The organism is Streptomyces griseomycini (assembly GCF_014203535.1).
Taxonomy (GTDB): domain Bacteria; phylum Actinomycetota; class Actinomycetes; order Streptomycetales; family Streptomycetaceae; genus Streptomyces; species Streptomyces griseomycini.
In genome coordinates, this window is the sequence record NZ_JACHJI010000001.1 from 260,371 (window position 1) to 273,882 (window position 13,512).

The 13,512-nt window shown below is 71.7% G+C and carries 9 protein-coding genes and 1 tRNA gene; 5 read left to right on the top strand and 5 right to left on the bottom strand.

Features of this window, described 5'->3' with window-relative positions; translation table 11 throughout:
• The first annotated feature begins 4 nt into the window (after nucleotides 1-4).
• Genes FHS37_RS01205 through FHS37_RS01215 form a run of 3 tightly spaced genes read left to right on the top strand, consistent with a single transcriptional unit; the run spans nucleotide 5 to nucleotide 3,479 of the window.
• Entirely contained in the window at nucleotides 5-1,831 is a 1,827-nt protein-coding gene (locus FHS37_RS01205) for a branched-chain amino acid ABC transporter permease (RefSeq protein WP_184817094.1), read from the top strand.
• A 5-nt stretch (nucleotides 1,832-1,836) separates the two neighbouring features.
• Entirely contained in the window at nucleotides 1,837-2,766 is a 930-nt protein-coding gene (locus tag FHS37_RS01210) for an ABC transporter ATP-binding protein (protein ID WP_184817095.1), read from the top strand.
• On the top strand, nucleotides 2,763-3,479 hold the full coding sequence (locus tag FHS37_RS01215; RefSeq protein ID WP_184817096.1) for an ABC transporter ATP-binding protein: 717 nt from the start codon (nucleotides 2,763-2,765) through the stop codon (nucleotides 3,477-3,479). The genes FHS37_RS01210 and FHS37_RS01215 overlap by 4 nt, the downstream gene beginning before the upstream one ends.
• 77 nt (nucleotides 3,480-3,556) lie before the next feature.
• On the opposite strand, the gene FHS37_RS01220 is transcribed toward FHS37_RS01215, so the two are convergent.
• Nucleotides 3,557-4,213, bottom strand: coding sequence for an ANTAR domain-containing response regulator (locus FHS37_RS01220; protein ID WP_184817097.1), 657 nt, complete (start codon nucleotides 4,211-4,213; stop codon nucleotides 3,557-3,559).
• Nucleotides 4,214-4,318: 105 nt separating this feature from the next.
• On the opposite strand from FHS37_RS01220, the gene FHS37_RS01225 reads away from it, so the two are divergent.
• Nucleotides 4,319-4,391: transfer RNA gene (locus tag FHS37_RS01225), tRNA-Leu, on the top strand.
• 83 nt (nucleotides 4,392-4,474) lie between these two features.
• Here the strand turns inward: FHS37_RS01225 and pyk are convergent.
• The gene (gene pyk / locus FHS37_RS01230) at nucleotides 4,475-5,899 is read right to left on the bottom strand and encodes a pyruvate kinase (RefSeq protein WP_184817098.1); all 1,425 of its coding nucleotides are present in this window, start codon (nucleotides 5,897-5,899) and stop codon (nucleotides 4,475-4,477) included.
• A 255-nt stretch (nucleotides 5,900-6,154) separates the two neighbouring features.
• Between pyk and FHS37_RS01235 the strand changes: the two genes are divergently transcribed.
• Nucleotides 6,155-7,957: a bifunctional metallophosphatase/5'-nucleotidase gene (locus FHS37_RS01235; protein WP_184817099.1), complete on the top strand. Its 1,803-nt coding sequence runs from the start codon at nucleotides 6,155-6,157 to the stop codon at nucleotides 7,955-7,957.
• Between the two features lie 45 nt (nucleotides 7,958-8,002).
• On the opposite strand, the gene FHS37_RS01240 is transcribed toward FHS37_RS01235, so the two are convergent.
• From FHS37_RS01240 to pepN, 3 genes are all read right to left on the bottom strand, one after another.
• The gene (locus FHS37_RS01240; RefSeq protein WP_184817100.1) at nucleotides 8,003-9,418 is read right to left on the bottom strand and encodes a lysine N(6)-hydroxylase/L-ornithine N(5)-oxygenase family protein; all 1,416 of its coding nucleotides are present in this window, start codon (nucleotides 9,416-9,418) and stop codon (nucleotides 8,003-8,005) included.
• A complete protein-coding gene (locus tag FHS37_RS01245; RefSeq protein WP_184817101.1) occupies nucleotides 9,415-10,797 on the bottom strand; it encodes a pyridoxal phosphate-dependent decarboxylase family protein in 1,383 nt (460 codons plus the stop codon). The genes FHS37_RS01240 and FHS37_RS01245 overlap by 4 nt, the downstream gene beginning before the upstream one ends.
• Before the next feature lie 202 nt (nucleotides 10,798-10,999).
• Nucleotides 11,000-13,504: an aminopeptidase N gene (gene pepN / locus FHS37_RS01250; protein WP_184817102.1), complete on the bottom strand. Its 2,505-nt coding sequence runs from the start codon at nucleotides 13,502-13,504 to the stop codon at nucleotides 11,000-11,002.
• Between the last annotated feature and the right edge of the window lie 8 nt (nucleotides 13,505-13,512).

Below are 13,512 nucleotides of genomic sequence, written 5' to 3' on the forward strand. Positions count from 1 at the left end.
ACCGATGACCACACAGACCACCGCTTCCACCACCGCGGCCGCCCCCGCCGCGACCACGCCCACCGGCCTCATCGGCATCCCCCCGCACATCGGCCGCGCCCTCGCCACCGGCGGCAGCGTCCTCGCCGTCATCTCCACGTTCCTCGCGTGGACCTGGACCTCCGCGTTCCCCGGCAACCTCACCGTCTACGGCTACCCCGGCGGCCTCCAGGTCCTCGTCCTCGTGGGCGGCGCGCTCGCCACCCTGTTCGCACTCGCCTCCTACGGCGTCAAGGGACTGGGCTGGCTCACCCCGGCCGGCGCCGACGCGGCCGTCAAGTACGCCACGCTCGGCACCTTCGCCACCGCCTGGTACACCGTCCTCGCGATCAGCTTCGACCTCGGCGGCCTCGTCAACCTGGAACCCGGTGGCTACGTCGTCGCCGCCGCCACGCTGATAGCCCTCCTCGGCGCCCTCGCCCTTCCCTTCGAGCGGCCCGAACCCGACCCGTTCGACCCGGACGACACCGGCTGGGAGCGGTTCAAGCACAACACCGGCCACAACCTGGCCATCCTCCGGGCGGCCTTCGCCGCCGGCAGCCCGCGCCCCGTACGCGCGCTGCCGTCCTACGCCGAGATCCTGATCATCGTCGCCGTCCTCGCCCTCGCCCTGGTCGTCTTCACCTACGGCATCGGCACCGAGTACGACGAACTCTTCGTCGGCTTCCTGATCACCGCCGGGTTCGGATTCAGCGCCCTGCACCGCTCCGGCCTGATCACCCAGGCCTCACAGATCACCGCACGGCACCAGAACATCACCGTCTGCGGCGCCTTCATCGCGGCTGCCTGCTTCCCCTTCACCCAGACCGACGACCAGTACGCCACGCTCGGCGTCTACATCCTCATCTTCGCCACGGTCGCCCTCGGCCTGAACATCGTCGTCGGCCTCGCCGGCCTGCTCGACCTCGGGTACGTCGCCTTCCTCGGCGTCGGCGCCTACGCGGCCGCCCTCGTCTCCGGCTCCCCCAGCTCGCCGTTCGGCGTCCACTTCCCCTTCTGGGCCGCCGTGCTCGTCGGGGCCGTCGCCTCCCTCGTCTTCGGCGTGCTCATCGGCGCCCCGACGCTGCGGCTGCGCGGCGACTACCTCGCCATCGTCACCCTCGGCTTCGGTGAGATCTTCCGCATCGCGGTCAACAACACCGACGGCACCTCGGGTCCGGACCTCACCAACGGCTCCAACGGCATCGCGTCCATCCCGGACCTGAAGATCCTCGGCTTCGACCTCGGGGTCCAGCACGAGATCGCCGGCTTCACCATCGGCCGGTTCGCGAACTACTTCTTCCTGATGCTGCTCATCACGGCCGTCGTCGTCCTGGTCTTCCGGCGCAGCGGCGACTCCCGCATCGGCCGTGCCTGGGTCGCCATCCGCGAGGACGAGACCGCGGCGCTCGCCATGGGCATCAACGGCTTCCGCGTCAAGCTCATCGCCTTCGCCGTCGGCGCCACCCTCGCCGGTCTCGCCGGAACCGTCCAGGCACACGTCACCTACACCGTGACGCCCGAGCAGTACCTGTTCGCCGGCACCACCCCGCCCAACTCCGCCTTCCTGCTCGCCGCGGTCGTGCTCGGCGGCATGGGCACCATCGCCGGACCCCTCATCGGGGCCGCGCTGCTCTTCCTGATCCCCAACAAGCTCCAGTTCCTGGGTGACTTCCAGCTCCTCGCCTTCGGCATCGCGCTCGTCCTGCTGATGCGCTTCCGTCCCGAGGGCCTCATCCCCAACCGGCGCCGCCAACTGGAGTTCCACGAAGAGGACGACGCGCCCGCAGTCCTGAGCAAGACAGGGGCCTGACCACCATGACCACCGACACCACCACCAAGGACACCGCCCCGGGCGCGTCCGCCCCCGGCACCACCGTCCTCGACGCACGCGGCGTCACCATGCGCTTCGGCGGCCTCACCGCCGTCCGCGACGTCGACCTCACCGTCAGCAGCGGCGAGATCGTCGGCCTCATCGGGCCCAACGGCGCCGGCAAGACCACCTTCTTCAACTGCCTCACCGGTCTCTACGTCCCCACCGAGGGCGAGGTCCGCTACAAGGGCAAGGTCCTGCCGCCCAAGTCCTTCAAGGTCACCGCCGCCGGCATCGCCCGGACGTTCCAGAACATCCGGCTGTTCGCCAACATGACCGTCCTCGAGAACGTCCTCGTCGGCCGCCACACCCGCACCAAGGAGGGCTTCTGGTCGGCCGTCCTGCGCGGACCCGGCTTCCACAAGGCCGAGGCGGCCTCCCGCGAACGCGCCACGGAGCTCCTGGAGTTCGTCGGCCTCGCCGCCAAGGCCGACCACCTCGCGCGCAACCTCCCCTACGGCGAACAGCGCAAGCTCGAGATCGCCCGCGCCCTGGCCAGCGAGCCCGGCCTGCTGCTCCTCGACGAGCCCACCGCCGGCATGAACCCCCAGGAGACCCGGGCGGCCGAGGAACTCATCTTCGCCATCCGCGACCAGGGAACCGCCGTCCTCGTGATCGAGCACGACATGCGGTTCATCTTCAACCTCTGCGACCGCGTCGCCGTCCTCGTCCAGGGCCAGAAACTCATCGAGGGCGACCCCGCCACCGTCCAGGGCGACGAACGCGTCATCGCCGCCTACATCGGTGAACCCCTGGAGAACGACCCCGGCGCCGCCGAGGCCGCCGAAGTCGAAGCCGCCGAGGCCGCGGCGGAGGCAGAGGCAGAGGACGAGGCCGCCACGGACGCCGCGCCCGGCAAGGAGAACGACCGATGACCGCACTCCTCGAAGTCGAGGACCTCAAAGTCGCCTACGGCAAGATCCAGGCCGTCAAGGGCATCTCGTTCAGCGTCGACGCCGGCGAAGTGGTCACCCTCATCGGCACCAACGGCGCCGGCAAGACCACCACCCTGCGCACGCTCTCCGGGCTCCTCAAGCCCGTCGGCGGCCAGATCAAGTTCAACGGCAAGTCGCTGAAGAAGGTCCCCGCCCACAAGGTCGTCTCCCTCGGGCTCGCCCACTCCCCCGAGGGGCGGCACATCTTCCCCCGCATGACGATCGAGGACAACCTCCGCCTCGGCGCCTTCCTCCGCAGCGACAAGGCGGGCATCGAGAAGGACATCCAGCGCGCCTACGACCTCTTCCCCATCCTCGGGGAACGCCGCAAGCAGGCCGCCGGAACCCTCTCCGGCGGAGAGCAGCAGATGCTCGCCATGGGCAGGGCCCTCATGTCCCAGCCCAAGCTCCTGATGCTCGACGAACCCTCCATGGGCCTCTCGCCGATCATGATGCAGAAGATCATGGCGACCATCGCCGAGCTGAAGTCCCAGGGCACCACCATCCTGCTCGTCGAGCAGAACGCCCAGGCCGCCCTCTCCCTCGCGGACCACGGCCACGTCATGGAGGTCGGCAACATCGTCCTCTCCGGCACCGGACAGGACCTCCTGCACGACGAGTCCGTCCGCAAGGCCTACCTCGGCGAGGACTGACCCCGCCCCCGCGGACACGACGAGGCCCGCGCCCCCTGCCGTGCAGGGAGCGCGGGCCTTCCGCACACCGACCGGGCCTAGCCCTTCGACGCCTTCTTCTCCTCCGCGTCGTCGATGACCGCCTGCGCCACCTGCTGCATCGACATCCGCCGGTCCATCGACGTCTTCTGGATCCACCGGAACGCCGCCGGCTCCGTCAGCCCGTACTGCGTCTGCAGCACCGACTTCGCCCGGTCCACCAGCTTGCGCGTCTCCAGCCGCTGGCTCAGGTCCGCGACCTCGCGCTCCAGTTCCTTCAGCTCCGTGAACCGGGACACCGCCATCTCGATGGCCGGAACCACGTCGCTCTTGCTGAACGGCTTCACCAGGTACGCCATCGCCCCCGCGTCCCGCGCCCGCTCCACCAGCTCGCGCTGCGAGAACGCGGTCAGCATCAGCACCGGGGCGATGCGCTCCTCGGCGATCTTCTCCGCCGCGGAGATGCCGTCCAGCTTCGGCATCTTCACGTCGAGGATCACCAGGTCGGGCCGGTGCTCGCGGGCCAGCTCGATCGCCTGCTCACCGTCACCGGCCTCACCGACGACGGAGTAGCCCTCCTCCTCCAGCATCTCCTTGAGGTCGAGCCGGATCAGGGCCTCGTCCTCGGCGATCACGACACGGGTCGTCATCGGAGGAACGTGCGACTTGTCGTCATCGGGCACGTCTACGGGCTGGGGCGACTCGGGGGCGCTCACGTGGGCTCCTTGGTGCGGGGCAGGCCGGTACTGCTGACAAGAGCGTACCCAGCTGCGGTAAGGTGGGTGCACGGCGGGTGACTGCCGACCTTCGTTTCGAAGGGCGCCCCGGTAGCCCAGCGGTAGAGGCAATGGTCTCAAACACCATCCAGCGTCGGTTCGAATCCGACCCGGGGTACTTTTCCTCCGTATCCAAGGTCATCACCCGAACAGCGGATCTTCACCTTCTCGTGAGCCCGCCCTCCTCCGGTCCCCTCCGGTCTAGTCCTCCCCGATGCGGTGGACCCGGACGAGGTTCGTCGAGCCGGGGACTCCCGGAGGAGAGCCCGCCGTGATGACGACCGTGTCGCCCCTCTCGCAGCGGCCGTACCTCAGCAGCAGTTCGTCCACCTGGGCGACCATCGCGTCCGTGGAGTCCGCCTGCGGGCCGAGGAAGGTCTCCACGCCCCAGGTGAGGCTGAGTTGGGAGCGGGTCGCCGGCTCCGGGGTGAAGGCCAGCAGCGGGATCGGGGAGCGGTAGCGGGACAGGCGGCGGGCGGTGTCGCCGGACTGGGTGAAGGCGACGAGGAACTTCGCGCCGAGGAAGTCGCCCGTCTCCGCCGCCGCGCGGGCCACCGCGCCGCCCTGGGTGCGGGGCTTGTTGCGTTCGGTCAGGGGCGGGAGGCCCCTGGCGAGGATGTCCTCCTCGGCGGCCTCCACGATGCGCGCCATCGTCCGCACCGTCTCGACGGCGTGCCTGCCGACGCTGGTCTCGCCGGAGAGCATGACCGCGTCGGTGCCGTCGATGACGGCGTTGGCGACGTCGGAGGCCTCCGCGCGGGTGGGGCGGGCGTTGTCGATCATCGAGTCGAGCATCTGGGTGGCGACGATGACCGGTTTGGCGTTGCGCTTGGCGAGCTTGATGGCGCGCTTCTGGACGATGGGGACCTCTTCCAGGGGCATCTCGACGCCGAGGTCCCCGCGGGCGACCATGACGCCGTCGAAGGCGGCGACGATGTCGTCGATGTTCTCGACCGCCTGGGGCTTCTCGACCTTGGCGATGACCGGGAGGCGGCGGCCCTCCTCGTCCATGACGCGGTGGACGTCCTTGATGTCGTGCCCGGTGCGCACGAAGGAGAGGGCGACGACGTCGAAGCCGGTGCGCAGCGCCCAGCGGAGGTCGTCCTCGTCCTTCCCGGAGAGGGCGGGGACGGAGAGGGCGACGCCGGGGAGGTTGAGGCCCTTGTGGTCGGAGACGACGCCGCCCTCGACGACGGTGGTGCGGACGCGGGGGCCGTCGACGGCGGTGACCTCGAGGGTGACCCTGCCGTCGTCGACGAGGATGCGTTCGCCGGGGGTGACGTCGGCGGCGAGGCCGGCGTAGGTGGTGCCGCAGCCGTGACGGTCGCCCCGGGCGCCCTCTTCGACGGTGACGGTGAAGGTGTCGCCGCGTTCGAGGAGTACAGGGCCTTCGGCGAAGCGTCCGAGGCGGATCTTCGGGCCTTGAAGGTCGGCGAGGACACCGACGCTGCGGCCGGTTTCGTCGGCGGCTTTGCGCACACGCCGGTAGCGCTCCTCGTGCTCGGCCCGGGTGCCGTGGCTGAGGTTGAAGCGGGCGACGTCCATTCCGGCGTCGACCAGACCTTTGAGCTGGTCGTACGAGTCGGTGGCGGGACCCAGTGTGCAGACGATCTTCGCTCGGCGCATGATTCGAGCCTAGGGCTTACCGGCGGGTAGCGATTCGGTGGCGCGTGACGACCCAACGGCCTGCCGGTGAAAGCTTGTTGACAAGCCTTGAAGTGCGCGCCGGGCCGCTCCGGCGAACGTGCGGGGAGTGTGCCGGCGTCGGTCACCGGATCGCAACCTGGGAAGTCTGTTCGAGGTCGGCGTGTTCAGGTCAGAATCGTCGCGCGAATCTACGCGCGTTGTTCCTTGTTGTCCGTCGTCCGAGGAGAGCCTGACATGCCGTTGAACCGCCGGAAGTTCCTGACGAGGTCCGCCGTGACGGGGGCGGGGGTGGCGCTGGCGGGTGCGGCGGCTCCCGCGGCCGAGGCCGCCGGGGCGGGGCGGGGGAGGAAGCGTGCGAAGCGGTACGAGCTGACCGTGATGGGGACGACCGACCTGCACGGGCACGTGTTCAACTGGGACTACTTCAAGGACGCGGAGTACTCCGACGCGGCCGGCAACGCACGGGGCCTGGCGCGGATGTCGACGCTGGTGGACCAGGTCCGTGCGGAGAAGGGCCGGCACAACACGCTGCTGCTGGACGCGGGCGACACGATCCAGGGCACGCCGCTGACGTACTACTACGCGAAGGTGGACCCGATCACCGCCGAGGGCGGTCCGGTGCACCCGATGGCGCAGGCGATGAACGCGATCGGGTACGACGCGGTGGCGCTCGGCAACCACGAGTTCAACTACGGCATCGAGACGCTGCGCACGTTCGAGGCGCAGTGCGACTTCCCGCTGCTGGGCGCGAACGCGCTGGACGCGAAGACGCTGAGGCCCGCCTTCCCGCCGTACTTCGTCAAGACCTTCCGGGTGAAGGGCGCCCCGCCGGTGAAGGTGGCGGTGCTGGGCCTGACGAACCCGGGGATCGCGATCTGGGACAAGGCGTACGTGCAGGGGAAGCTGACGTTCCCGGGGCTGGAGGAGCAGGCGGCCAAGTGGGTGCCGAAGCTGCGGTCGATGGGTGCGGACGTGGTCGTGGTGTCGGCGCACTCGGGGTCGTCGGGGACGTCGTCGTACGGTGACCAGTTGCCGTACGTGGAGAACGCGGCGGCGAACGTGGCGCGGCAGGTGCCGGGGATCGACGCGATCCTGGTCGGGCACGCGCACCAGGAGATCGCGGAGCTGAGGGTCACCAACGACGAGACCGGCCGGGACGTCGTGCTGTCGGAGCCGCTGTGCTACGCCGAGCGGCTGACGCTGTTCGACTTCGAGCTGGTCCTCGAGCGGGGCCGGTGGCGGGTGGAGTCGGTGAGGGCGTCGCTGCGGGACGCGGCGACGGTGGAGGACGACCCGCGGATCACCGAGCTGCTGTCGGACGAGCACGCGAAGGTCGTGGCGTACGTCAACCAGGTGGTGGGCACGGCGACCCGGACCCTGACGACGGTGGAGGCGCGCTACAAGGACGCGCCGATCATCGACCTGATCGCCAAGGTGCAGGAGGACGTGGTCAGGGCGGCCCTCGCGGGGACCGAGTACGCCTCGCTGCCGGTGCTGTCGCAGGCGTCGCCGTTCTCGCGGACGTCCCAGATCCCGGCGGGCGAGGTGACGATCCGGGACCTGTCGAGCCTGTACGTGTACGACAACACGCTGGTCGCGAAGCTGATGACGGGGGCGCAGATCCGGGCGTACCTGGAGTACTCGGCGGAGTACTTCGTGCAGACCGCGGCCGGTGCGCCGGTGGACGTGGCGAAGCTGACGAACGCGAACGGGCGTCCGGACTACAACTACGACTACGTCTCGGGGCTCGGCTACGAGATCGACATCGCCCGGCCGGCCGGTTCGCGGATCCAGAACCTCACCTTCGGCGGGGCTCCGCTGGACGACGCGGGACGGTTCGTGTTCGCGGTGAACAACTACCGGGCGAACGGCGGCGGCGCGTTCCCGCACGTGGCGTCGGCGAAGGAGCTGTGGTCGGAGTCGACGGAGATCCGTACGCGGATCGCGGAGTGGGTGACGGCGAAGGGCGTGCTGGACCCGAAGGACTTCGCGTCGGTGGACTGGCGGCTGACCCGGGACGGTGTGCCGGTGTTCTGACCGTTCCCCGTCCGGTGCCCTGACCGTTCCCGTCCGCAGGGGTCCTCAGGTCCCGTCCGCCAGTGGGGTGAGCCGGCCGGCTCGCCGGGCGGACGGGACCTGCGGCGTCCGGGGGTGGAGTCCGAAGGTGGTGAAGGCGGTGCGGGCGGGGAGGCGGTAGGCCTGCCCGCCGGTGAGGTGGTTGAGGATCGTGGCGCTGCGCCAGGCGGCGAGTCCGAGGTCGGGCGCGCCGACTCCGTGGGTGTGCAGTTCGGCGTTCTGGACGTAGACCGTGCCGGTGACCGGGGGGTCCAGGACGAGGCGGAAGTGCTCGTCGATGCGGGGCCGGCCGGCGCGGTCGCGGCGCAGGTGGGGGTCGAGGGCGGCGAGGAGGCGGTCGAGGGGGCGTTGCCGGTGGCCGGTGGCGAGGACGACGGCGTCGGTGACGAGGCGGGTGCGGGTGCCCTGCACGGGGTGTTCGAGGTGGAGCTCGATGCCGCCGGCGGCGAGGCGGCCGGCGGTGCGGACGCGGACGCCGGGGGTGAGGACGGTGTCGGGCCAGCCTCCGTGGAGGGTGCGCCGGTAGAGCTCGTCGTGGACGGCGGCGAGGGTGGCGGCGTCGACGGCCTTGTGGAGTTGCCACTGCGCGGGGACGAGCCGGTCGCGGACGGGTTCGGGGAGGTCGTGGAAGTACCGGGTGTGGTCGGGGGTGAAGTGCTCGAGGCCGAGCTTGGAGTACTCCATGGGGGCGAACGCCTCGGTGCGGCCGATCCAGTGCAGCCGTTCCCGTCCGGCGGGGCGCCGGCGCAGCAGGTCGAGGAAGACCTCCGCGCCGGACTGGCCGGTGCCGACGACGGTGACGTGGCCCGCGGCGAGGAGGGTGTCGCGGTGGGCGAGGTAGTCGGCGGCGTGGAGGACGGGGAGGTCGGGATCCTCGGCGAGGGGCCCGAGGGGTCCGGGGACGTGGGGCTCGCTGCCGATGCCGAGGACGACGTTCCGGGCGTGGGCGCGGCCGGTGGCCTCGGCCCCGCCGTCGGCGGCGGGGCGGGCGAGGTCGATCTCGAAGAGGGCGCGTTCGGGGTTCCAGCGGACGGCGTCGGCCCGGTGGCCGAAGTGGAGCGCGGGGAGGCGGCCGGCGACCCAGCGGCAGTAGGCGTCGTACTCGGTGCGGCGGATGTGGAAGTGCTCGGCGAAGTAGAAGGGGTAGAGGCGTTCGCGGTCCTTGAGGTGGTTGAGGAAGGTCCAGGGGCTGGTGGGGTCGACGAGGGTGACGAGGTCGGCGAGGAAGGGGACCTGGACGGTGGCGTCGTCGAGGAGCAGGCCGGGGTGCCAGGTGAAGTGGGGGCGCTGGTCGTAGAAGGCGGTGCGCAGGCGGGTGAGGGGGTGGGCGAGGGCGGCGAGGGAGAGGTTGGCGGGTCCGATGCCGATGCCGACGAGGTCGTGGGGGGCCGCGGGGTCGTCGGGGTGGGCGGTGGGGGTCATCGGGGTCCTTGTCCTTCGGCGTGGGCGTGGTGCACGAGGGTGAGGAGTGCGGTCAGGTCGTCGGGGCGGGTGGCGGGGTTGAGGAAGGTGGCCTTGAGCCAGAGCCGGCCGTCGGCGCGGGCACGGCCGAGGACGGCGCGTCCGGCGGTGAGGAGGTGGCGCCGGACGGCGGCGACGGCGGTGTCGGCGGCGTGCGCGGGCCGGAAGAGGACCGTGCTGATGACGGGCCGGTCGTGGAGGTCGAAGCGGGGGTCGTCGTGGACCAGGTCGGCGAACTCCCGGGCGTGGGCGCAGACCCGGTCGACGAGGGCGCCGAGGCCGGTGCGGCCGAGGGTCCTGAGCGTGACGGCGAGTTTGAGGACGTCGGGGCGGCGGGTGGTGCGCAGGGAGCGGCCGAGGAGGTCGGGCAGTCCGGCCTCGGTGTCGTCGTCGGCGTTGAGGTAGTCGGCGCGGTGGTGCAGGGCGCTCAGGTCGTGGGCGTCGCGGACGGTGAGGAGACCGGCGGGGACCGGCTGCCAGCCGAGTTTGTGCAGGTCGAGGGTGACGGTGTGGGCGGCGTCGAGTCCGGTGAGCCGGGACCGGTGACGGTCGCTGAAGAGGAGGGGGCCGCCGTAGGCGGCGTCGACGTGGAGGCGGGCGCCGTGGGCGGCGCAGCGGGCGGCGATGTCGGGCAGGGGGTCGATGAGGCCGGCGTCGGTGGTGCCGGCGGTGGCGGCCACGAGGACGCGGCCGCGGGGGCCGGGCAGGCGGGTGAGGGCGTCGTCGAGGGCGACGGGGTCGAGGACGCCGGCGGGTGCGGGGACGGCGACGGGTTCGGGCAGGCCGAGCAGCCAGGCGGCGCGGGGCAGCGAGTGGTGGGCGTTGGCTCCGTGGACGAGCCGTACGGTGCCGCCGTGTGCTTCGCGGGCCAGGAGCACGGCGAGCTGGTTGGCCTCGGTGCCGCCGGTGGTGACGAGGCCGTCGGCGTGGCCGGTCTCGCGGGCGAGGGCCCGGGTGAGGAGGGTCTCCAGGGCGGAGGCGGCCGGAGCCTGGTCCCAGGAGTCGAGGGAGGGGTTGAGCACCGAGGCGGCGAGGTCGGCGGCGGCCGCGACGGCGAGCGGCGGGCAGTGCAGGTGGGCGGCGCACAGGGGGTGCGCGGGGTCGGCGGCGCCCTGGGCGAAGGCGTGCACGAGGGTGCGCAGGGCGTCGGGGTCGCCCTGGTCGGGCAGGACGTCGCCCACGGCGTCGCGGACGGCCGCGGTGACCGCGTCGGGCCCGCCGGCGGGCAGCGGTCCGCCGCGCGCCCGGGCGCCGGTGCGCAGGGCGCCGAGGACGGTGTCGAGCAGCGGCCGCAGGTGGTGCGGGCCTCGGGGACCTGAGGCGAGGGGCGGCGTGCGCATGACTGTCCTCCGGGACGCGGTGCGGGAAGGTTCCGCGGGGAGGATCCAGCTTGTACATGGATGGGGCGCCGCGCCCGAAAAGACCGGTGAACACCCCCGAAGGGGGTACGTCCCCTTTCGAAGGGGTTGCGCCCCCTTTCGGGGAGGGGCGAGATGCCGCGGAGGGTGCCGCCGGGAACGCCGACGACACCCTGACGTGCGGTTACGCCTGCCGGACTCGCAGGGCGCGGGCCAGGTCGTCGAGCTGGTCGACGAGTTTGCGGCGCAGGGCGGGGATCGGGTCGGCCTTGCGCAGGCACTTCTCGCCGAGCTTCAGGTGCTCGGCGTCGACGGCGTGGGCGGGGAAGGCCCAGCGGCCGGTGGCCTCGGCGATGGCGGGCCCGCGGCGGGCGGCGACGGCCACCGCGTCCTTGTAGTAGCGGGCCACGTAGGGGCGTACGAGGTCGGCCTGCTCGGGCTGCCAGAAGCCCTGGGCGGTGGCGGTGAACAGGTAGTTCGACAGGTCGGCCCGGTCGTCGGAGCCGAACATGGCCTCCCACGCGCGGGCCTTGGCGGCCTCGTCGGGCAGGGCGGCGCGGCAGCGGGCGGCGCCCTCGCGGCCGGTGGCGCTGGGGTCGCGTTCGAGTTCGGCGGCGATGCCGTCCTCGTCGACGGCGCCGAGCACGGCGAGGCGGGCGAGGACGCGCCAGCGCAGTTCGGGGTCGAGTTCGGGACCGCCGGGGACGGTGCCCTCGGCGAGCCAGGCGGCGATGGTGTCGGGGTGGGCGACGGTGTCGATGCGGTGGCGTACGGCGATCAGGCGCAGGCCGGGGTGGTCGCCGTCCTCGGTGCGGCGGATGAGGTCGCGGCACAGCTCGGTGAGGGTGGCGAGCGCGGCGGGCCGCTGGTCGGGGGTGAGGTAGCGGTCGGCGATGTGGCCGGTGGCGAAGGCGAGGACGCCCTGGACGAGGGCGAGGTCGGTCTCCTCGGGCAGGTGGGCGGCGGCGGTCGCCAGGTAGTCGGCCGGGGCGAGTTCGCCGTCGCGGACCATGTCGCGCAGCGCGTTCCACACGACGGCGCGGGTGAGCGCGTCGGGGATGCCGGACAGGCCGCGCAGGACGGTCTCCAGGGAGGTGTCGTCGAAGCGGACCTTGGCGTAGGTCAGGTCCAGGTCGTTGGGGACGACGAGGGCGGGGCGGGTGCCGGGGCGCGGCTCGGGGGCTCCCTCCCGGGGGACGTCGGTCTCGTAGCGTTCCCGCAGGACGAGGCTGCGGCCGTCGCTGAGGTCGCGGTCGTACACGCCGACGGTGACCCGGTGGGGGCGGCCGCCGTCGCGGTCGAGGGCGAGGGCCCACTGGCCGGGGCGGGAGTCGACGGACGCGGTGAGGGTGTCGACGCCGGTGGTGCGCAGCCAGGCGTCCGCCCAGGCGTGGACGTCGCGTTCGGTGGCGGCGGCGAGGGAGTCGATGAAGTCGGCGAGGGTGGCGTTGGCGAACCGGTGCCGCTTGAAGTGGACGTTGATGCCGGCGAGGAAGTCCTTCTCGCCGAGCCAGGCGACGAGCTGGCGCAGGGCGGAGGCGCCCTTGGCGTAGGAGATGCCGTCGAAGTTGAGCAGCGCGGAGGCGGTGTCCTCCACCTTCTCGGGGGCGACGGGGTGGGTGGAGGGGCGCTGGTCGGCGTCGTAGCCCCAGGCCTTGCGGGCGACGCCGAAGTCGGTCCACGTGTCGGTGAAGCGGGTCGCCTCGGTGAGGGTCTGGTAGCCCATGTACTCGGCGAAGGACTCGTTCAGCCAGATGTCGTCCCACCACGTGAGGGTGACGAGGTCACCGAACCACATGTGGGCCATCTCGTGGGCGACGACCATCGCGCGGGTCTGGCGCTCGGTGTCGGTGACGGCGGAACGGTAGACGAACTCGTCGCGGAAGGTGACCAGTCCGGGGTTCTCCATGGCGCCCGCGTTGAACTCGGGGACGAAGGCCTGGTCGTAGGAGTCGAAGGGGTAGGGCTCCTCGAACTTCTCGTGGTAGCGGTCGAAGCAGGCGCGGGTGATGTCGAGGAGTTCCTCGGCATCCGTGTCGAGGTACGGGGCCAGCGAGCGGCGGCAGTGGAGGCCGAAGGGCAGGCCGCGGTGCTCGGTGCGCACGGAGTGCCAGGGACCGGCGGCGACGGCGACGAGGTAGGTGGAGACCGGCGGGGTGGGCGCGGCCTTCCACACGCCGCCGCCGGTGTGCTCGGTGACGCCGTTGGCGAGGACGGTCCAGTCCTCGGGGGCGGTGACGGTGAGCTCGAAGACGGCCTTGAGGTCGGGCTGGTCGAAGGCGGCGAAGACGCGCTGCACGTCGTCCAGGAACAGCTGGGTGTAGACGTAGGTCAGGCCGTCGGTGGGGTCGGTGAAGCGGTGCATGCCCTCGCCGGTGCGGGAGTAGCGCATCCGCGCGTCGACGCGCAGTTCGTGCGCGCCGGCGGTGAGGTTCTTCAGCGGCAGCCGGTTGCCGTCGAGGGTCTCGGGGTCCAGGGGCTGTCCGTCGAGGGTGACGGAGCGCAGCTCGGCGGGTTTGACCTCGACGAAGGTGTCCGCGTCCGTGCGTGCGGTGAAACGGATCAGGGTGCGGGAGTCGAAGGTCTCGTCGCCGGTGGTCAGATCGAGGTCGATCGTGTACCGGTGGACGTCGAGGAGCTGTGCTCGGTTCTGCGCTTCGTCGCGCGTCAGTACGGACATGCAGGCCATGCTGCCCG